Annotated in this window: 27 protein-coding genes and 1 tRNA gene; 24 read left to right on the forward strand and 4 right to left on the reverse strand. The window is 71.2% G+C overall.

From position 1 onward, the window contains the following. Positions 1–12 precede the first annotated feature (12 nt). From ACFVU3_RS08075 to ACFVU3_RS08180, 22 genes are all read left to right on the forward strand, one after another. On the forward strand, positions 13–390 hold the full coding sequence (locus ACFVU3_RS08075) for a hypothetical protein (RefSeq protein ID WP_390064699.1): 378 nt from the start codon (positions 13–15) through the stop codon (positions 388–390). A 79-nt stretch (positions 391–469) separates the two neighbouring features. Further along, a complete protein-coding gene (locus ACFVU3_RS08080; protein WP_390064700.1) occupies positions 470–823 on the forward strand; it encodes a hypothetical protein in 354 nt (117 codons plus the stop codon). 4 nt (positions 824–827) lie between these two features. Next, positions 828–1,421, forward strand: coding sequence for a hypothetical protein (locus tag ACFVU3_RS08085; RefSeq protein ID WP_390064701.1), 594 nt, complete (start codon positions 828–830; stop codon positions 1,419–1,421). Beyond that, complete coding sequence (locus ACFVU3_RS08090) at positions 1,418–1,750, forward strand: phage head closure protein (protein WP_390064703.1); 333 nt, start codon at positions 1,418–1,420, stop codon at positions 1,748–1,750. Before ACFVU3_RS08085 ends, ACFVU3_RS08090 begins: the two co-directional genes overlap by 4 nt. A 2-nt stretch (positions 1,751–1,752) precedes the next feature. Further along, entirely contained in the window at positions 1,753–2,097 is a 345-nt protein-coding gene (locus ACFVU3_RS08095; protein WP_390064704.1) for a hypothetical protein, read from the forward strand. After that, positions 2,097–2,276, forward strand: a complete 180-nt coding sequence (locus tag ACFVU3_RS08100) for a hypothetical protein (RefSeq protein WP_390064705.1) — start codon at positions 2,097–2,099, stop codon at positions 2,274–2,276. Before ACFVU3_RS08095 ends, ACFVU3_RS08100 begins: the two co-directional genes overlap by 1 nt. A gap of 2 nt (positions 2,277–2,278) precedes the next feature. Further along, entirely contained in the window at positions 2,279–2,674 is a 396-nt protein-coding gene (locus tag ACFVU3_RS08105) for an HK97-gp10 family putative phage morphogenesis protein (RefSeq protein ID WP_390064706.1), read from the forward strand. After that, positions 2,671–3,093, forward strand: coding sequence for a DUF3168 domain-containing protein (locus tag ACFVU3_RS08110; protein ID WP_390064707.1), 423 nt, complete (start codon positions 2,671–2,673; stop codon positions 3,091–3,093). Before ACFVU3_RS08105 ends, ACFVU3_RS08110 begins: the two co-directional genes overlap by 4 nt. A gap of 67 nt (positions 3,094–3,160) precedes the next feature. Beyond that, complete coding sequence (locus tag ACFVU3_RS08115) at positions 3,161–3,574, forward strand: phage tail tube protein (protein WP_390064709.1); 414 nt, start codon at positions 3,161–3,163, stop codon at positions 3,572–3,574. 13 nt (positions 3,575–3,587) lie between these two features. Then, positions 3,588–3,989, forward strand: coding sequence for a hypothetical protein (locus ACFVU3_RS08120; protein WP_390064711.1), 402 nt, complete (start codon positions 3,588–3,590; stop codon positions 3,987–3,989). A gap of 14 nt (positions 3,990–4,003) precedes the next feature. Beyond that, complete coding sequence (locus ACFVU3_RS08125) at positions 4,004–4,309, forward strand: hypothetical protein (RefSeq protein ID WP_390064712.1); 306 nt, start codon at positions 4,004–4,006, stop codon at positions 4,307–4,309. Then, positions 4,296–6,554 carry a phage tail tape measure protein gene (locus ACFVU3_RS08130; protein ID WP_390064713.1) on the forward strand — a complete coding sequence of 753 codons (2,259 nt, stop codon included), beginning with the start codon at positions 4,296–4,298 and terminating at the stop codon, positions 6,552–6,554. Before ACFVU3_RS08125 ends, ACFVU3_RS08130 begins: the two co-directional genes overlap by 14 nt. Positions 6,555–6,558: 4 nt before the next feature. After that, positions 6,559–9,912, forward strand: coding sequence for a hypothetical protein (locus tag ACFVU3_RS08135; protein WP_390064715.1), 3,354 nt, complete (start codon positions 6,559–6,561; stop codon positions 9,910–9,912). Positions 9,913–9,925: 13 nt separating this feature from the next. After that, complete coding sequence (locus ACFVU3_RS08140; RefSeq protein WP_390064717.1) at positions 9,926–10,366, forward strand: hypothetical protein; 441 nt, start codon at positions 9,926–9,928, stop codon at positions 10,364–10,366. 64 nt (positions 10,367–10,430) lie between these two features. Then, entirely contained in the window at positions 10,431–10,655 is a 225-nt protein-coding gene (locus ACFVU3_RS08145; protein WP_390064718.1) for a hypothetical protein, read from the forward strand. Then, the gene (locus ACFVU3_RS08150) at positions 10,655–11,569 is read left to right on the forward strand and encodes a peptidoglycan-binding protein (protein ID WP_390064720.1); all 915 of its coding nucleotides are present in this window, start codon (positions 10,655–10,657) and stop codon (positions 11,567–11,569) included. Before ACFVU3_RS08145 ends, ACFVU3_RS08150 begins: the two co-directional genes overlap by 1 nt. A 13-nt stretch (positions 11,570–11,582) precedes the next feature. Further along, complete coding sequence (locus ACFVU3_RS08155; protein WP_390064721.1) at positions 11,583–11,942, forward strand: hypothetical protein; 360 nt, start codon at positions 11,583–11,585, stop codon at positions 11,940–11,942. Further along, entirely contained in the window at positions 11,939–12,283 is a 345-nt protein-coding gene (locus ACFVU3_RS08160; protein ID WP_390064723.1) for a hypothetical protein, read from the forward strand. The genes ACFVU3_RS08155 and ACFVU3_RS08160 overlap by 4 nt, the downstream gene beginning before the upstream one ends. Positions 12,284–12,395: 112 nt before the next feature. Continuing rightward, positions 12,396–13,649: a helix-turn-helix domain-containing protein gene (locus ACFVU3_RS08165; RefSeq protein ID WP_390064724.1), complete on the forward strand. Its 1,254-nt coding sequence runs from the start codon at positions 12,396–12,398 to the stop codon at positions 13,647–13,649. An 87-nt stretch (positions 13,650–13,736) separates the two neighbouring features. After that, positions 13,737–14,198 carry a hypothetical protein gene (locus ACFVU3_RS08170; RefSeq protein WP_390064725.1) on the forward strand — a complete coding sequence of 154 codons (462 nt, stop codon included), beginning with the start codon at positions 13,737–13,739 and terminating at the stop codon, positions 14,196–14,198. A 145-nt stretch (positions 14,199–14,343) separates the two neighbouring features. After that, positions 14,344–14,889, forward strand: coding sequence for a glycine-rich domain-containing protein (locus tag ACFVU3_RS08175; RefSeq protein WP_390064727.1), 546 nt, complete (start codon positions 14,344–14,346; stop codon positions 14,887–14,889). Positions 14,890–14,920: 31 nt separating this feature from the next. Next, positions 14,921–15,133 carry a hypothetical protein gene (locus ACFVU3_RS08180; protein WP_390064728.1) on the forward strand — a complete coding sequence of 71 codons (213 nt, stop codon included), beginning with the start codon at positions 14,921–14,923 and terminating at the stop codon, positions 15,131–15,133. A 59-nt stretch (positions 15,134–15,192) separates the two neighbouring features. Here ACFVU3_RS08180 and ACFVU3_RS08185 read toward each other — a convergent pair whose 3' ends face one another. Beyond that, positions 15,193–15,435, reverse strand: coding sequence for a helix-turn-helix domain-containing protein (locus ACFVU3_RS08185; protein WP_390064730.1), 243 nt, complete (start codon positions 15,433–15,435; stop codon positions 15,193–15,195). A 107-nt stretch (positions 15,436–15,542) separates the two neighbouring features. Continuing rightward, complete coding sequence (locus ACFVU3_RS08190) at positions 15,543–16,493, reverse strand: hypothetical protein (RefSeq protein WP_390064731.1); 951 nt, start codon at positions 16,491–16,493, stop codon at positions 15,543–15,545. 184 nt (positions 16,494–16,677) lie between these two features. On the opposite strand from ACFVU3_RS08190, the gene ACFVU3_RS08195 reads away from it, so the two are divergent. Further along, a complete protein-coding gene (locus ACFVU3_RS08195; protein ID WP_390064732.1) occupies positions 16,678–16,830 on the forward strand; it encodes a hypothetical protein in 153 nt (50 codons plus the stop codon). Positions 16,831–16,947: 117 nt separating this feature from the next. Continuing rightward, complete coding sequence (locus ACFVU3_RS08200; RefSeq protein WP_390064734.1) at positions 16,948–17,211, forward strand: hypothetical protein; 264 nt, start codon at positions 16,948–16,950, stop codon at positions 17,209–17,211. Positions 17,212–17,281: 70 nt separating this feature from the next. Here the strand turns inward: ACFVU3_RS08200 and ACFVU3_RS08205 are convergent, their stop codons facing one another. Together ACFVU3_RS08205 and ACFVU3_RS08210 are read right to left on the reverse strand one after the other, a co-directional pair. Further along, a complete protein-coding gene (locus ACFVU3_RS08205; RefSeq protein ID WP_390064735.1) occupies positions 17,282–18,571 on the reverse strand; it encodes a tyrosine-type recombinase/integrase in 1,290 nt (429 codons plus the stop codon). Positions 18,572–18,669: 98 nt separating this feature from the next. Continuing rightward, a tRNA-Leu gene (locus ACFVU3_RS08210) sits at positions 18,670–18,755 on the reverse strand. Positions 18,756–18,823: the final 68 nt, after the last annotated feature.

Here is an 18,823-nt window from a genome sequence, read left to right on the forward strand (position 1 = left end):
AGGCCGCGCACCATGCGTAGCGACATCAAGAACAACCTCGACGTGGTCGCGACCCTGGTCCCGGCGGCGCGGACCGACACCGCTACCGGCACCGGCGTGGACCTGGCGAACTACGACGCCGCCGCCGTCGTCGTCTCCACCGGCGTGGTGGCGAACGGCGCGTTCTCCATCGAGGTCCAGGAGTCGAGCCAGCTCGCCTCCGGCTACACCGCGGTCGCGAACGCGGACCTCGACGGGACCGAGCCCGCCACCCTCACCGCGTCCACCGTGACCACGATCGGCTATCACGGCATCAAGCGGTACATCCGCGTCGTCGCCACCGACGCCGGCACCGGCGACGCGTCGTTCGGCGTGAGCGTCATCCGCGGCCGCGGCCGCGTCCGCCCCTGACCCCAGCACACCCCGCACGGCCGCCCGGGCCCCGCCACACCGGCGGGGCCCGGCCGCGTCCCGCACCAGGAGGACACCCATGCGCGTCGAGATGCTGCGCCTCATGGCAAACCCGAAGTACGGCACCGCGCCCGCGGGCGCGATCGTCGAGATGGACCCGGCCGACGCCGAGCGGCGCATCGCGGCCGGCGACTGCAAGCCCGTCGACGAGCCGAAGAAGAAGCGCCGCCAGGCCCCGGCGGACACCCCGGACCCGGCCACCGGGCAGTCCGGCGACGGCCCCGAGGTGGCCGTCGAGGACATGACCGTCGAGCAGCTCAAGGCGTACGCAGTCGCCGAGGACATCGGCCTCGGCAGCGCCACCCGCAAGGACGAGATCCGGGCCGCGGTCATCACCGCCCTGGAGCAGCGCCGCGACGAGGACGGAGAGTAGCCCCGTGCCGTACGCCACCCCTGATCAGCTGCGGCTGTGGCTGCGGCTCCCCGAGCCGTTCACCGCGGACGAGGCCGCGACGGCCGAGCTGCTCCTGGACCTCGCCCAGGGCGTCATCGACGACGAGACCGGCCAGTCCCTGGAGTCCGCCACCGACACCCTCGTCCTGGACAGCCCCACCCGCAGCGACCCGCACCGGACCGCCACCCGTTCCCACCGCCTGGTCCTGCCCCGCTGGCCGGTCACCGCGGTCGATTCCGTCACCGTCCACACCGAGGACGGCGACGACCAGGCCCTCGCCTACGGGCCGGCCGCCGACTACACCTGGTCCGCCGACGGGATCCTCACCCGCATCGGCGACACCTGGCCCGCGCACGACCGGGCCATCACCGCCGTCGTCACCGCCGGCTTCATCACCCTGCCCTCGGGCGTCACCCGGATCAGCCTGCGCCTCGCGGCCGCAGGCTGGTCCAACCCCGAGGGCCTGTCGGCGGAGACCCTCGGCGACCACTCCCGCAGCTTCTCGGCCGAGGCCCTCGGCATGGAACTGACGGCCGCCGACAAGCGGGCACTCGGCGCGTACCGGGCCCGCACGTGATCGGCCACCACCTGAACCGGACCCTGGAGGTGTGGCGCGCGACGCTCACCCCGGACGGCGCCGGAGGCCAGCGACGGACCATGGTCCGCCAGCCCGCCACGGTCCGCGGCAAGGTCGACCAGCCGTCGGCCACGGACCGGCTGCTCGCCCAGCAGGCCGGCGCCGAGCACACCCACGACGTGTACCTCCTGCCGACGGCCGACGTCGAGCGCGGTGACGAACTGCGCGGCGCCGGACAGCGGCTCACCGTGCGGTTCGTCGTCGAGCCGTCGAGCACCCGCTACCGCAAGGCGGAGTGCACCCTCACCCAGACCAACCCCGGAGGCTGACCATGGCCGCGCTCAACCCCACCCTCGTGCCCGTCGACGGCGGTGTCCCCGACCTCGGCGCCGTCGCCGTCGCGGCGACCGCGCTCGGCGACACCGCCCCCTGCGGGCCCGGCCGGTTCCTCGCCGTCATCAACGCCGACGCGTCCCCGCACACGGTCACCGTCGTCACACCCGGCACGGTCGACGGCCTCGCCATCGAGGACCTGGCCGTCACCGTCGCCGCCAGCAAGACCGCGATCATCCCCCTGCCGCGCCGCCCGTTCGCCGGCGGGACCGGTCGGGCCGCCATCACGTACGACGCCGTCACCGCGGTCAAGGTCGCCGTCCTCGAGATCGGAGGCCAGTGATGGCCGACCAGCCCGAGCAGCCCGACCCGGCCGGGTCCCGGGACACCCGCCAGCGCGCCGAGCGGTTCCTCGACCCCTCTCGGGGGAACACCGACGCCGAGAAGGCGACCGCGTGGGCGCTGCTGGCCTGCGCCGACGAGCTGGGGAAGATCCGCCGCCTCCTCGAGCGCAGGCGGTAGGCGTGCCACCCCGCCGCCGGCGCGGCGGCCGCAACCCGGTGACCGTCCGGATCACCGGCATCGAGCGGCTGCGCGAGCGCCTCGCATCCCTGGACGCCGAGGTCGTCAAGGGGTTGAAGGAAGGCGTCACGGCATCCGCCGAGGCAGTCCGCGACGAGACCGCCCGCACCGTCCGGCGCGATTCCGGGAACCTGTCCGAGACCGTCGACGTCCGCTACGAGGAGGACGGCCTCATCGCCCGGGTCGGATGGTTCGAGGACCCCGAGTTCTACGCGCACTTCGCCGAGAACGGCACCCGGTCCTTCCCCGCGCAGCCGTCGCTCCGCCCGGCCCTGGAGGCCGAGCGCGGCCGCTACCGGGCCCGCCTCACCGAGGCCGTCCGAAGGGCCCTGCGATGACCGCCCCGCTCGCCATGCTCGCCGTGCAGGGCGCCGTGTACGCCGTCCTCGCGGCGGACGACGAGCTCACCGTCGGCCTCGGCGCCGGCGTGTACGACAACGTGCCCGAGCAAGTGTCCTTCCCGTACGTCGTCCTGGGCGAGGCCACCGAGGTCCCGGCCAACTCGCAGGACCGGTACGCCCGGGACACCGTGATCACGCTGCACGTGTGGACGAAAAACCTCGGCCACACCGAGGGCCTGACGATCGGGCAGCGCGTGAACGCGCTCCTGGACCACCAGCCGCTCACCATCCCCGGCCTCGCTCACATCGCCAGCCTGTTCGAGTTCGGGCAGACGCTCACCGACCCCGAGCCGCCGGGCGACATCCGCCACCTGGTGCTGCGCTACCGGGTCCGTACCGAGCAGTCCCCCGCCTGACCCACCCCAACCCCACCCTGTGCCGCCCCGCGGCCCGGGGCCCTACGCATGCCCGGAGGTACCCAGCATGGCCGGAGAGAACGCGTTCGGCGTCCAGTTCGCCCGCGGCGACGGAGCCGGTCCCGAGGTGTTCACCGCCCTCGCGGCGGTCAACAACGTCGGCGGCCCCTCGCTCACGAGGGAGACGATCGACACCACCGCCCACGACTCCCCCAACGGATGGCGGGAGTTCATCGGCGGCCTCAAGGACGGCGGCGAGGTCACCATCGACATCAACTACATGCCGGTCGCCCACGACGCCCTGATCGCCGACTTCAACGACAAGGACCCGCGGAACTACCGGCTCATCTTCCCCGACGCCGACCAGACCACGTGGGGATTCCCCGCGATCATGACCGGCTTCCAGCCGGCGGCCCCGACCGACGACAAGCTGTCCGCCTCGCTGACCTTCAAGGTCGCCGGCGAACCCACCTTCTCCTGAGAGGACTTCCCCCATGGCACTGCTCACCCGCGCCCAGATCGACGAGGCCGACGACACCGCGTTCGAGGACGTGCCCGTCTCCGAGTGGGGCGGCGAGGTCCGGCTCGTCGGCATGTCCGGCACCGACCGCAACGCCTACCAGACCTCGCTCCTGCGCTTCGGACCCGACGGCAAGCCGATCGGCGTCAACATGGACAACCGCGACGCGCGTCTCCTCGCCCGCTGCCTCGTCGATGAGGACGGCCAGCCCCTCTACACCCTCAAGGACGTGGCCGCCCTCGGCGCGAAGAACGGCGCCGTCATCGAGCGCCTGGCCGTCGTCGCCCGGCGGCTGTCCGGCCTCGGCGAGCGGGCCGTCGAGGAAGCCGAGGGAAACTCCGGGCCCGCCCAGAGCGGGTCTTCTACTTCCGCCTAGCGCTCGCCCTGGGCATGCCGGTCGGCGAGCTGCTCGCGCGCATCAGCTCGGCCGAGCTGACCGAGTGGGCCGCCTACGAGCGGATCGCCGGCCCGATCGGCCCCGACCGGCTGGACGCCCTCACCGCGCTCCAGACCGCCGTCATCGCCAACGGATCCCGCGGCAAGAACCAGCGCCCCTTCACCCCGAGCGACTTCATGCCGCAGTGGGGCGGCAAGCCGCGGCAGACGTGGCAGCAGATGCTGGCCGCGGTCAAGACGATGCACGTCCGCCTCGGCGGCAAGCCACGCAAGGAAGGGGGCGGCCGTGACGGTTCTTGACCAGCTGCTCGTCGAGATCGGTATGAGCGCCGAGGACCTGTCCGGCGGCGCGCAGGATGCGGCCCGGGACGTCGACCTGGCGCTCGCGACCGTGGGGGACGCCGCCGACTCGATGGGTCGCGAGGTCGTCCAGGCCGCCGACCGTGCGGCCGACGCCCTCGCCGACGTCGGGGCCTCCGCCGACGAGGCCGCCCAGGCCGCCGACCAGGCCGCGGCCGGCGTCGGCGAGTCGTTCAACGGCATCGCCGGAGCCGCCGCCGGCGCCGCCGTCGGCGGAGCGTTCGGCGCCGCCCTGTCCAACGCGATAGACACCAAGGCAGGTATCACCAAGGTCTCCAACCAGCTGGGGCTCACTGCCGAGGAGTCGGCCCGTGCGGGCACGGTCGCCGGCGAGGTGTACTCCGCAGGCTTCTCCGACTCGATGGGCGGTGTCACCGATGCACTGGGAGTCGTAGCCCAGGCGATGGGCGGCATGGGCAAGGTCGGCGACGAGGAACTCGCCGACCTGACCAAGAAGGCCATCATGCTCGGCGACACGTTCGAGCTGGACGTCGGCGAGTCGGCGACGGCTGCCGGACGGCTTATCGACCTCGGCCTCGCCAAGGACGGAACGCACGCATTTGACCTCCTGACCCGTGCCGCGCAGACGTTGCCCCGGTCGATGGTCGACGACATCACCGCTGGCGTCGTCGAATACGGCAAACAGTTCGAGCGCCTCGGCCTGTCTGGGGAAACCGCATTCGGCCTCATGGGCCAATACGCTGCCGCCGGTGGAAAAGATATCGACCAGGCGGCCGATATTATCCACGAATTCGCTCGAATCACCTCTGAGGAAACCGACCGGGCGGCCGAGGGATTCAAGGGCCTCGGGCTCGACAGCAAGTCGATGCTCAAAGCGATCGGCGAGGGCGGGCCCGCCGCCGAGCAGGCCCTCAGCGCCACCCTCACCGCGCTCCGCGGCATCAAGGACCCCGCGAAGCAGTCCCAGCTGGCCGTGCAGCTTTTCGGCGACATGGCCGGCGAGGCGGGCGACGCACTGTGGGCGATGGACCCCGCCACGGCGGCCGCCGTCACCGGCATGGACGAGGCCGCCGGCGCCGCGGGCCGCGCCACGGAGGCGATGGAGGAGAGCCAGACCATCGAGGCGGTCTGGCGGGACCTGTCCGCCACCCTCGGCGAACTCCTCCTCCCCGTCCTGTCCGCCTTCTCCGACTGGGCCGCAGCCAACCCGGACCTGCTACGCGGCCTGATCGCCGGACTCCTGGCGCTCGCCGTCGTCGTCGGCATCATGACCGTCGCCCAATGGGCCTGGAACACAGCCCTTTTCGCCTGGCCCGGGACATGGATCATCGCGGGCATCCTGGCCGTCATCGCGATCGTCGTCCTGGTCATCGTCTACTGGGACGAGATCAAAAAAGCCACGCTCGAGACCTGGGACGCGATCGTCGAGGCCCTCGGCATCGCGTGGGACTGGATCAAGGACACCTCGTCCAAGACCTGGACGGCCGTCGTCGAGGGCGTGACCGCCGCGTGGGACTGGGTCACGCGAGTCACCAGCGAGACATGGGCCGCGATCACCAAGGGCCTGTCCGACGCCTGGAACTGGACGAAACGCACCGCCGGCGAGGTGTGGGCTGCCGTTGCCAAGGTTTTCTCGGACGGCTGGACCTGGATGGTCAAGAACGTGTTTTCCCCGATCGGGAATTTCTTCACGGTGACGATTCCCGGCTGGGTGAGTTCCGGCGTCGAGACAGTAAAGAGCCTGTGGAACGGGCTGGTCGATTTCTTTGCCAGCATCCCGGACCGGTTCGCGAGCATCGGAAAGAGTATGTGGAGCTTCATTGTGGACGGACTCAAGGCAGCACTGAACGGAGTCATCTACCTGCTCAACAGCGGAGTCCAGTTCATCAACAACGCGCTAATCGGAACAGCGAACAGAGTTCCCGGGGTCGACATTCCCTATATTCCCTACATTCCGTATCTCGCCGAGGGCGGTGTCACCACCGGCCCGACGCTGGCGGTGATCGGCGAGGGCCGCGAGCAGGAGGCAGTCCTGCCGCTGTCCGTCCTCGACGGCATGCTCCAGTCCTCCGCCGCCCCCGTCGTCCAGGTCGGCGCCAGCGGCCCTCAGGAGGTCCGCGTCGTCCTCGACGTCACCGGCGGCACCGACGCGTTCGTCCGCTTCTTCAAGGACACGGTGCAGATCAAGGCAGCCGGGTCCGTGATCCGTCTCGGAGAGGGGTGAGCACATGGCACTCCCGCCGCCGCGCACCGCAGAGATCTACTACGACGACGCGTGGCACCCCGTCAGCGTCCGCGAGGCCGACGCCGTATCCATCACGCGCGGCCTCTCCGGGGCAGGGACCCGCGCGGAGCCGACCGCCGCCACCATGACCCTCGCCAACCGCAACGGCGAGCTGTCCGTGTACGACCCGACCTCGCCGGTGTACGGGAAGGTCGGCCGCAACACGGAGCTCAAGTTCGCCGTGCACGCGGGCGGGCCGCGGGCGGTCCTCCCGGGCAACACCACAGCCGCGCTCAAGACCCCCGACCATCCGAGTCTCGGCGTCACCGGCGACCTGGACCTGAGGGTCGAGCTCGCGTCGGACGACTACAGCCTCTCCCAGGAACTGGGCGAGCGCTGGATCGCCACCGGCAACCAGCGCTCGTGGTCACTCAGCATGCCCAACGACCGCCAGCTGCTCTTCCAGTGGTCGCCCGACGGCACGTCCACCATCTTCGCCTCGACAGTCGCCAGGATTCCCGCCTACGACGGGCAGCGGATCGCCGTACGGGTCGCTCTCGACGTCGACAACGGCCAGGGGGGATGGTCCTGCCGCTTCCTCTGGGCACGCTCCATGACCTCCACGGTGTGGCACCTCCTCGAGGAGGCCACCGGCAGCGGTGTCACCAGCGTCTACGACGGCAGCGCCGGCATCACCCTGGGCACCGTCGAGTGGTTCGTCGGCAACGGCATCAAGGGCCGCCTGTACGGCATGCAGCTGCGCAACGGCATCGACGGACCTGCCGTCGTCGACCTCGACATCGAGCGCGACGCCGAGCTGACCGACACCTCTTTCGCGGACGCCACGGGCCGCGTGTGGTCCCTCGCCGGAGCCACCGCCCTGTCCAACGAGCACGTCAGACTGGACGGGGAGGTCCCCGCATGGCCGCCGGAGCGCCACATCTCCGGCAACGACTCGGTCGTAAAAGTCGCGCCGGCGGGGATCCTGCGCCGCTGCGGCACAGGAAAGAAGCCCCTCCAGAGCGCGTTGCGACGTGCGATCCTCGCGGCCGGGCCGGCCGAGTGCTGGCCGCTGACCGACGGCCCCGAGGCCGCCGCCGGGGTCCCGCTCATCGGCAGAAACCCGCTCCTGGACCAGGGGGGCGCGAACTCAAAGCTCTCGTGGGGCAAGGGTGAGCTCGCCAGCTGGATCGAACCGGTGCTCCTGGCCGAGACCGGCGGGTCATCGCGGCTGGAGGCGCGGTGCCCCGCCTCGGCTGCTGCAGCGAACGGCTGGGCCGTCGACTGGGTCCGCACAGGCGGCGGCACCGCGCCGGGCCCTGAGCTCTTCCACTTCGTCGACAGCGGCCCGGAGGGCGACCAGTGGGTGTGGACGGTCGAGACCGACCCCCCGAACGCCCGGCTCCGCGTCTCCGTCAGCAACGCCGACACGGGCGCCGGCCCGTCCATCACCAACGTCCCCGCCGCGGACGTCTTCGACGGGCGCCCGCACCACCTGCGCCTGCGCGTCTTCAACATCGGCGGAGGGGCCTCCTGGTACCTCGACATCGACGGAGTCGCCCGCAGCTCCGGAACCTGGACCGAGGCGACGACGGCGCTGTCCTACATCGCGTGCATCTTCGTCCTGAACCTCCTCAACGGGGCACCGCCGGTGTCGGTCGGCTACCTGACCTACTGGGCAGGCTCCCCGCCCTCCTCCGAGGACCTGACCCAGGCGATGCTCGGGCACTCCGCCGAGGCGGCCGGCGAACGCATCCTCCGCGTCGCCACCGAGCAAGGCGTACCGGCTTCCTGCGACGGCGACCCGGCGGCCTCCGAGGCGCTCGGGGCACAGGAGATGGACGGCTTCCTCAGCATCCTGGAGACCGCGAGCCGCGCCGACCTCGGCCTGCTCCTCGACCGCCGGGACGAGCGGGCCCTGCTCTACCGGACCCGGGCGACCCTCTACTCGCAGGCGCCGGCCGTCACCCTCGACTACGGCGCGGGGACGATCAGCGGCCTGCGCCCGCAAGATGCTGACCGGCTCGTCCGCAACGAGGTCACCGCGGCCCGGGCCGGAGGCAGCGAGTACACAGCCATCCGGGCCGACGGACCGATGTCCATCCAGGACCCACCGGACGGGGTCGGACGGTACGACGAGGGCGTGACCCTCTCCCTCGCAGCCGACGCCCAGACCGTGGGACAGGCGTGGTGGCGGCTGCACCTCGGCACCGTCGACGGCCTGCGGTATCCACGGGTGACGGTCGACCTCGCCAACCCCCGCATCGGGCCGCTCCTGTCCCGCGTCCTCGCGGCCGACGTCGGCGACCTCCTGCGGCTGGCGAACCTGCCGCCGGAGTACGGGCCCGACCCGGTAGATCTTCTGATCCGCGGCTACACCGAGGAGATCGGCCCCCAGCGCTGGACGATCACGTTCACCTGCGACCCGGGCGACCCCTGGACCGTCGGCGTCCTCGGCGACCAGGTCCTCGGCCGCGCGGACACCGCCGGCTGCATCCTCGGGTCCGCCATCGACGCGGACGACACCACCCTGACCCTGGTCACCACCAAGGGGCCGCCCTGGATCACCACCGCCCTGCGCCCGACGATGTTCCCGTTCGATCTGAGGCTCGGCGGCGAGAAGGTCCGCGTCACCAGCCTCGCGGCCGGCGTCGCCGACGCCTTCGCGCGCACGGTGGCCAGCGGCTGGGGCACGGCGGACAGCGGCGGAACGTGGGCGCAGGTCGGCGGCTCGGCGGCCGACTACGCGGTGTCCAGCGGCTCCGCATCCCACACGCTCACCAGCGTGAACGTGTCCCGCCAGAGCACGCTCACCAGCCCGTACCCGGACATCGACCTCTCGGCCACGGTGTCCGTGTCCGCGGCCGCGACCGGCGCCAGCATTTTCGGCGGTCTCATCTTCCGCGCTTCCGGACCGAACGATCTCTACTTCGCGCGCGCGGAGTTCACGACGAGCGGCGCCCTCGTGCTCGCCCTGCGCGAGCGGGCCGCCGCCGTCGAGAGCACCCTCGCGACCGTGACCCTGCCGTACACCTACACCGCCGGCGCCGTCTTCCGCCTTCGGGTCCAGGCGACCGGAACGACGCTGCGGGCCCGCCTGTGGCCCGTCGCCGACATCGAGCCCGGCATCTGGCACGTCACCGCGACGGACGCCACGCTCACCGCCGCCGGGTCGGTCGGCTGCCGCTCCATCCTCGCCACCGGCAACACCAACGTCAGCCCCGTCGTGCGGTACGACGACGTCGCCATGTGGACCCCGCAGCGCGCCACGGTCATCCGGTCCGTCAACGGCGTCGTCAAGCCACACCCGGCCGGCACCGACGTGCGGCTCTTCCGCCCCATGATCGCCGCCCTCTGAGAGGAGGCCCCCCATGGTCTGGATCCCCTTCCTGGCCGGCGAGGTCGTCGATGCGCACGCCCTCAACACCCGCATCATCGAAGTGATCATGGACTGGACGCCGCTCGCCAGTCTCGGCACCTTCTCCTCCGGGTTCACCCCCAACCCGGCCATGGCGCCCGCCATGCAGATCACCCGCGAAATGGGCGTCCTGCACTGGAAGTGGCAGGGCCGCATCAACAACGCGAACCCCACCAACGTCGTCAACACCACGCAGACGATGTTCACGTACGCGTCGTCCGACCACCGGCCCGCCGTCGAGCGCGGCGCCGAAGTGTACGCCGCCAACTCGAGCCACTACCCGGTCCGTCTGGGGCTCATGACATCTGGAGCCCTCACCGCGTCCGTGCCTGCGGCATCGGGCGGCGCGTCCACCATCTGGCTCGACACATTCTGGCTCCCGAACCCCAGGTAGCCCCGCCCCGACCCTCGCCCCGCGCCGCCCGGCCCGGGGCTTCTTCATGCCTGAGGAGGCACCCATGCCCCGCCACCCCGCCGTCGCCGCGCTGCTGCGGCACTTCACCTTCCACCACCTTCCCCCTCGGCTGGCAGACGTCAGTCGTCCGTACGCCGACCTCGCGCACGGCCTGGCCGACCGACCCGGCCTCGACGGCCCCGAGCTGACCGTTGCGCTGCGCAAGCTCCTGGAGAGCAAGGACGCCGCCGTACGCGCCGCGCTGCCGACGGACGGAGGCGACGCCTGATGGCCACCCCCTTGTCCGCGGACCGGCTGCTCGCCGCGCTCCGCGCCGAAGGTGTCACCGTCGTCGAGCACCCCGGCTGGCGCACCCACAACCGCAACCAGGCCGGCGACTGGGGCCCGGTCGCCGGAGTGATGATCCACCACACCGTGTCGAGCGGCACCGCCCGGTCGGTGGAGATCTGCCACGACGGCTACAAGGGCCTGCCCGGCCCGCTGTGCCACGGCGTGATCGCCAAGGACGGCACCGTCCATCTCCTCTCCGCCGGCCGCGCGAACCACGCCGGCGGCGGCGACCCGGGCGTCCTCCAGGCCGTCATCACCGAGACCTACGCCGACCGGCCGCCCGCCCCGCGCGCCCACCAGGGCAGCCCCGGCGCCGTCGACGGCAACTCGCGCTTCTACGGGTTCGAGTGCATCAACCTCGGCGACGGCACGGACCCCTGGCCGGCCGAGCAGCTGCTCGCCATCGAGCGGGTCTCCGCGGCCCTGTGCCGCGCGCACGGCTGGGGCGCCCGGTCCGTGATCGGCCACCTGGAGTGGTCCGACTGGAAGTCCGACCCCAAGGGGTTCGGCATGCCCGCCATGCGCGTGCGCGTACAGCGGCGCCTCGGCACGGACCCGGCGCGGCCGGCCGTGCCCAAGCCCACGCCGCCGAAGGCTCCGCAGTACGAGCCGTTCCCCGGCACCTCGTTCTTCCGGAAGAACCTCAACTCGCCCATCGTGACCGCCATGGGCCGGCGCCTCGTCGCCGAGGGATGCGGCCGGTACCGGTCCGGCCCGGGCCCGCGCTGGACCGAGGCAGACCGCAAGTCCTACGCCGCGTGGCAGAAGAAGCTCGGGTTCCGCGGCAACGACGCCGACGGATGGCCCGGCGCCGCCTCCTGGAACGCCCTCAAGGTCCCCCGCACGAAGTGAAAGGCGCACGCCCATGAACGTCCTTGCCAGCATCCTCCGCACCGTCGTCCCGCTGCTCGCCGGGTGGATCCTCACCGTCACCGGCGCCGTCGGCGTCGAGGTCGACTCCGCCGCGGTCGCGGGCGGCGTCACCGCCGCGCTGACCTTGGCCTACTACATCGTGTTCCGCGTCCTGGAGGTCCTCGCTGGGCACATCGGTTGGGAACCGCTCCGCCTCGTGGCCGGACTCGTCCTCGGCTGGGCCCGCCCCCCGGCCTACGAGAAGCCGGGCAAGCCCTTGAAGATGTCCGTCAACCCCGGCGACCCGGCCGAGTTCGTCGAGTTCTTCAAGAAGGTCACCGGCGACCGGCGCGACCGTGGCGGCCGCGGATGACCGGTATCCCGGCGCTCGACGCCGTCGCCCTGTGGGCCGGCATCATCGCCGCCGTCGGCGGCGCGCTCGCGGTGCTCTACCGCTGGGTCCGCAGCGCCCGCCGCAGCATTAAGCGCGTGGGCCAGGTCCTCGCTGACTGGACCGGCGAGCCGGGCCGCCCCGGGGTCCCGGCCCGGCCCGGGGTCATGGAGCGACTCGGCGGGATCGACGACCGCCTGGGCGCACTTGACGACCGCCTCGGCAAGGTCGAACACGAGCTCCACCCGAACTCTGGCAGTTCCCTCCGCGACGCGGTCGACAGGGTCGACGCCCGAACCGCGCACCTCGACAAGAGCCCGTAGCCCCCGCCCCCTCCTTCGGGAGGGGGCGCATTCGTGCGTTCTGGATCACATGACAATGGCCTTGCCCTCTACGCTGGCAGGTGTCGAGTCTGACCAGAGAAGGGGCAAGGCCGTGTCATCTGATGCTACCCCGGACCCGTACGCCGACCCGGTGCGTTTCGGGCAGAGAATGCAGATCCTCCGCGAGCGCCGCGGCATGTCCCGCACCGTCCTAGGTGGTCTCGTCGGCATGTCGGCCGAGTGGGTCAAGCAGGTGGAGAACGGCCGTATCCAGGCCCCTGGCCTTGACATGGTTCTCCGGATCGCCGAGGCACTCCGCGTCCGGGACCTCTCCGATCTCACAGGACGCCGCGACATGCCCGCTCCGCTTTTCCAAGGTCCCGGCCATCCGCGTCTTGCCGCTGTGCGAGCCGCAGTTGACGCGTTGCAGATTGGCGCGCCGGTCGATGCGCCACCGCGCCCTGAGCACCTCGCTGCGCGGCTCGCTGTCGCGTGGCGGTCACGGCACGATGCCCCGAACCACCGAGAGATCATCGGCGGCCTCCTCCCCGCCCTGATCCGGGACGCCCACCTCGCTGTCCAGTACGCCGAAACGCCTACGGACTGGCGCGCCGCTCAATCGGTCCTGAGCCAGGTCTACTCGCTGTCACAGTTCTTCCTCGCCTACCAACCGGATCCCTCGCTCCTGTGGAGGGTCGCCGAGCGCAGCATGGTCGCCGCCGCGCAGTCCGCTGACCCTCACGCCATCGGTGTCTCCGCATGGCTCATGGCGCAGGCACATCGCGACTCCGGGCCCGGGCACTATGACGCCGCCGACTCCGTCACGATGCAGGCCATCGAGCACCTCGCGCCGCTGCTGCCCGACGCCGACGCGGACGTCCTCGCCGTCGCCGGAGCGCTCCAGTTCGAGGCCGGCTACACCGCCGCCCGGCGAGGCCAGAAGGGGAGCGCCTGGAGGCACTGGAGCCAGGCTCGGAAGATGGCCCGCCAGCTGCCCCAGAACTACTTCCATCCGGTGACGAGTTTCTCGCAGGCCATCATGGGCGCCCACGCGGTAACGGTCGCGGTCGAACTCCACGCGGGTCCTGAGTCGGTGCGGCAGGCCGCCCGGGCTGACGCCTCGATCATCCCCTCCCGGCCCCGACGCGCCCGCCACCGGATTGAAGAGGCTCGCGGCTACCAGCTCGACGGGCAGCCGGACGTTGCCATCGCCACGTTGGAGAAGGCGCACCAGGCCGCCCCAGAGACGATCCGTTACAACGGCTACGCCAAGTCGCTCATCCTGGAGGAGTGCCAAGCCCGCGCCGCCAGCCGCCGGCGGCGCGCCTCCGAACTCGCTGTGAAGGTCGGTCTCCTCGCCGCCTGACGAGGGGGGTGGATTCCTACCCTCTCCTCCTGCCCCGCGCCCCTACCGTCGTCTGTGCCGCAGGTCACACCGACGGTAGGGAGTGAGATGTCCGAGCAGATCCAGCACGCCAGACCACGCGAGGCTACGCAGGCCATCCCCATCGGGAGTCTCCTCCTGGAGGACGGCCCCTCGGTGGACAGGCGCGCCGAGCACCTCGCCGAGGGGACTATCAAGCGGGTCCTCGCGATGCGGGACCACCCGGGTGAGGCCGAACTGGCCCGCCTCACGGACGATCTGCTCTCGTACTGCACCGTCCTGGCCAACGGCCTCCACGCCGTCCCCGACGGGAACCTGTGCACGCGAGGACAGGCCGCCCTGGTCGTGTGGGACAAGCTGCGTACGGACGGCCCGGCCGAGGGGCGCCTGGGCGCGTGGTCCTACCCCCGGCACCTCGCACACTGCGCCCGAGACATGATGACCGCGGTTCGTGAGCACCGGCAGTCTGCCGCTGCCGCCGCGTTCATCGGCCGGGCCGGCCTGCCGCCCGTACCCACGGGCACCCCATGACGACGCGCTGGGGCGAGGCCCTGTACTTCCTCACCGTCCTCGCGATCCTCGGCGCCCTCGTCTACGGCATCACCCACTGACTCCCGTCCCCCGGGCGGGGGGCGGGCCCAACGCACCATCGGAATCCACCATCAGGAGGAACCCCATGGCCGCTTGCTCGACTGGCCGTCCGTCCAACCCGACGCCTTGTTCCACCGGTCCCCACGCCGACCGCGCGCCGGACGCCCGCGCGCTGCTGGGCGGCGACGCGTACGCCGGCGTCGTGCTCACGGTCATCGACAACAACCCCAGCTGGCCCCTCGCCTACGCGGAGCGGATCGTCACCGAGGCGTTGAAGTTCGTGCACGCCGCCAGCCTGTTCCCGACCGTGCCGATCTCCCCGACCGAGGAGGTCGACGAGGGCTGGCACGCCCTCATCCTCCACACCCGCGTGTACTCGGCCCTGTGCGGCGGCCTCGGTCGGTTCGTGCACCACTACCCCGAGCGTCCCGAGGCGGCCCGCCAGGACCCGGACGTCCTCACCCGCACCATGGCCCTGATCGAGCAGGCCGGTTACACCCCCGACGCCGAGCTGTGGGCCGGGCGCAAGCGTGAACTCGCCGGCGTGGCCCGCCACACCCCGATGCCCGGCGGCTGCGGCCCGATCAACCCCGGCAACTGCGCAACCCACGGAGGTGGCGGGGACGACTAGGCTCGACGCCCCATCACGGACGGAGGCCGCCATGGACGCACACGACGTCGCCGCGCTGCACGAGGCGATGCGCCGGTACGGAATCCCCGGGACCCTGGTACCCCAGGACCCGGGGAACCCCGAGGGCCGGTGGCGTGTGGTCGCCGACAGCGACGGGCGTCGGGACGTCACCGACGAGGTGATCGCCGCCGTGGCCGCCGCCAAGCGCCGACAGCCCGGGCGTGGATTCGTCATCCCTGCATGAACCGCGCCGCACGTCGACGGCCCCGACCGGACCTGGTCGGGGCCGTCGCATCGTGCTTGCTACCCAAGGAGGTCGGCGGCAGGCACTCCGATCGCATCCGCCAGCAGGAAGAGGGTGTCCACCGTCGGGGATGCGCGGCCGGCCTCGATCTCCTGAACCGTCGCGCGGGCCAGGCCGGTCCGCTCGCACACCGCCTGTTGCGTGAGGTTTGCGTGCATCCGCGCGTCCCGCACCCTGACGCCGAAAGCCGCCCGTCGGGTGAGGACCCAATCGGGCGGCTGAACTGATTTCGGGCGGACCACAGGTTCACCCTGGCGACCTCTTGATCATTTGTATGCACGGCTAGCCAGGCTTTTTTGGATCATGAAAGGCGTGCGACATGACTGCAGCCCAGCTGGCCCATGGGGGGTCAGGGGATACCGCGGTCGGCCGACGTCGCCCACCAGTAGAGGAGGGCGTAGGTGGAGGCGAGGCCAAGCGCCGTCCGGAGGCTGGTGAGCTCGCGGCGCACCTCCCGCTCGCTCACGTCCAGCTGCGCGGCGACGACGGCTTGCGTGCGGCCCTCGGCAAGGCCCCGCAGAATGGCGCGCTGCTGGCCCGTCGTCACGGCCTGGGATGCGACGGCGAGCGCGGTCTGCCAGGGCGTGGCGCGGGCCCAGTGAAGTTCGTACACCGCTCGGGCGAACGTGACGCCGGCGATGTCCGTGACGCACCAGCCGGAATCCGGATCCCCGGGGCCGACGAGGTTGTCGACGAACAGGTGGCGCCCGCACAGGACCATGCGCGGGGGCAGGTCCTGCGCTACCCGCACCTCGGCGCCGCCCTCAAGGAGCGCATCGCAGTACTCCCGCGTGGGGGCGTGCTCCAGGGCGGCAGCGGCGTACAGGGTACGGACAGGTACGCCCCGTTCCAGGAGACGCCGAGCCCGCGCGATGCCGTCCCGGTACACCGCCGGGTCTCGATCCTCAGGGCGCCCAGGTTGCACCGTGAGCAGTTCGTCCGTGGCTTCGGCGAGCACCTTGCCGATCTCGGCGTTCATGCCGTCTCGACTTCGGAGCAGCTCACTCGCCGGTCCGCCGTAGAGGCGGGTGGGCGCGTAGTGGTCAGAGAGGGCGGTCAAGGTGGGCAACTGTTCGACCTGGCGGAGCGCGCGTTCGAGGGTGACCCGATGCGCGGCGAAGAGGGCGTGCGCCGCCAGCTGAGGGTCGGCGACATGCAGCTCGTCCCCGACGCGGTGAGCCAGGCCGAGGCGTGCGAGCCGTCGTCCCTGCTGCGGGTCAACGGGTGCCCCCTCGGCGGCCGCGCGGTATGCCGCCACATCGTCGTCAGTCAAGATCGTTTCACTGTCCGGGAATTCCATACCCACACCCTGGTTTCCGTCCGGAATCGGACCTGCCTAAATTCCCCTACCTATGCCACTGGCATACCACCTGATGCGCATGTCAGCCTAGGGGTCACATCAAGGACACGCACACGTGTTCGAATCATCGTGCTAGCACATAGGAGGCACCATGCGACAGCGGGTGATCGTAAGCGTGGCGGGCGTGCTGTTTTCCGCTCTGAGCATCGCCCTCGCCGGCCAGGCCGCGGCCGACCCCGGCTGGGGCCGTCCGGCGCCCGAGCCGACCCCGACCGCGACGTCCACCGTCGAGCCGACACCGCCGGCGACGCCGCTCGCCGACCCCGGCTGGGGCTGACGTACCGGTCGCTCGCTCGTCAGCCCCACATGACGAGCGAGCCCTGCAAGACCCGGGCGCAAGCGCACGGGGGGGATCCGCGATCCGGCCAACCGCCGGGGTAGGTGGGAAGAACTGTTGTCGGACATCGTCCGTGTGGCGCTGCTCGGGGGGATCGCCCTGGCCGTCGCCGCCCTGTGCTTCATGTACCAGTCCCTCCGGGGACAGATCGACGCCCTGCGCGCTGAAGTGGCTTGCCTGCGCATCGAGCGCGTGATGGGGAAGACCCTGGCCCCCCAGGAACCGCCGGCAGCGCCGCAGCGCCTCGCGGTCGGGTTGCTGACTGGAACCGCCATCGGCGCGGCAGCCGCCTCCGGTGCCGCCTGGCTGCTGCTCGGATAGCCCTCACCCCTCGATGCCCCGGCGGCCGAGCTCACACCTCGGCCGCCGGGGCATCGTCGCGTTTCCCGGCCTAGGCCGACGCGACGGCCCGGAGCGTCGCACGGCCTCCCGCAAGCGCCGTCTCGATGGTCGCCATGGCCGCGTCATCCGCCTCCGGCAGGAGATGCCCGTACAGGTCCGAGGTCGTCTTGATCGACTCGTGGCCGAGGCGTCGCTGCACGTACGTCAGGGAGTGCCCCGCGCTGATGAGCGCGGCCGCGTGGGAATGCCGGAGGTCGTGCGGGGTCGGGTGCTTGTAGACCGGCAGGGCCCCATCCTTCTTCGCCCGCCTCACCGCCCGCGCCCACCGGTCGGCGAAGGTGGATGCATGCAGCCGCTGCCCCTGGTCCCCGGTGAAGTAGAGGTCATCGTCGGCCAGGTCCTCGTCGCGCCTCAGTTCCTCGAGGGCCTCGACGACGGAGGCACTGATCCGGATGGTGCGCCGGCCGCGCCGGGACTTGGGCATACCCAGGTAGTAACCGCCGGCCCCATTTTTTTTCCACGCCCGGTGGACATGCAGGCGCATGCGGGCAGGGTCATCGTCGACGAGGAGGTACGGGGCCAGCGCCGTCAGCTCGGAGTACCGCGCGCCCGTGCCGTACTTGACCTCGACCATGAGCTGGTCCTGGCGGAGGGTGAGCCGGTCCCGGATCGCCGCGACCTCCGCGGGGGTCAGAAACTCGATGTCCTCATCCTCGGGGGTGCTGCCGCCGTCGTCTTTCCGGGGCAGCGCTGTGCGCTCGCAAGGGTTACGGGCGCGCAGCGGAGGTTCCTCCTCCACCGCCTCAGTGAGGATCGAGGAGAGCAAGCCGTGAAGGTTCCTGATCGTCTTGGGGGACATCTTCCGGTTGCGGGGACCTCTCCCCTTGGCCACGTAGGTGTTCTCCAGGCATCGCACCCAGGCGCGCACGGTGGCCGAGGAGAAGTGCTCGGTGGACCTCACGTCGCACTCGCCGAAGGTGGGGAAGAGGTACATCTCCAGTTCCCGCATGCACGACCGGCGGTAGTGCTCCTCGATGCCCGTCTTGGTCTCGACTATGGCCGTGGCGTAGGCCCGGAAGCGGTAGCGAGACTCGTCGCCGGCCCCCGCCTCCTCGACCACGATGTACCCCTGACCCTTGACCCAGCCTGCGGGCCACCTCTGACCGGCCTCATCGACAGCCTGCTTGAAGACGTCAGCCGCAGCCTTGCCCTCGTCGTCGCCGTCGAACTTCTCCGTGGCCCAGAGGGGCTCGCCCTCGCGCCGTCCCGCATCTCGCCACTTCACCTGATAGCTGGTGACCTGTCCGTCGCGGTTCTTCCGCGGATGCACGCTCGCCATGGCAGGACTGTAGCCCCGCAGTTCCCAAGGTGTTCCCACGCGGGGGTGACTTTCAGGCGGAGTCAGACTCTTTCCCCAGGTGGGGGCCGTATTCACTTTGGTGCCCGGAACCGGACTTGAACCGGTACGGCCCGAAGGCCAGCGAGGTTTAAGCTCGCCGTGTCTGCTATTCCACCATCCGGGCGTCTCAGCGGAGCTCCGCTTTGGCACAGGAGCCTATCGGGGCCCTTCCCTCGTTCAGCGGAACGAGCG

The organism is Streptomyces sp. NPDC058052, assembly GCF_042885515.1.
In the GTDB taxonomy this organism is placed as follows: Bacteria; Actinomycetota; Actinomycetes; order Streptomycetales; family Streptomycetaceae; genus Streptomyces.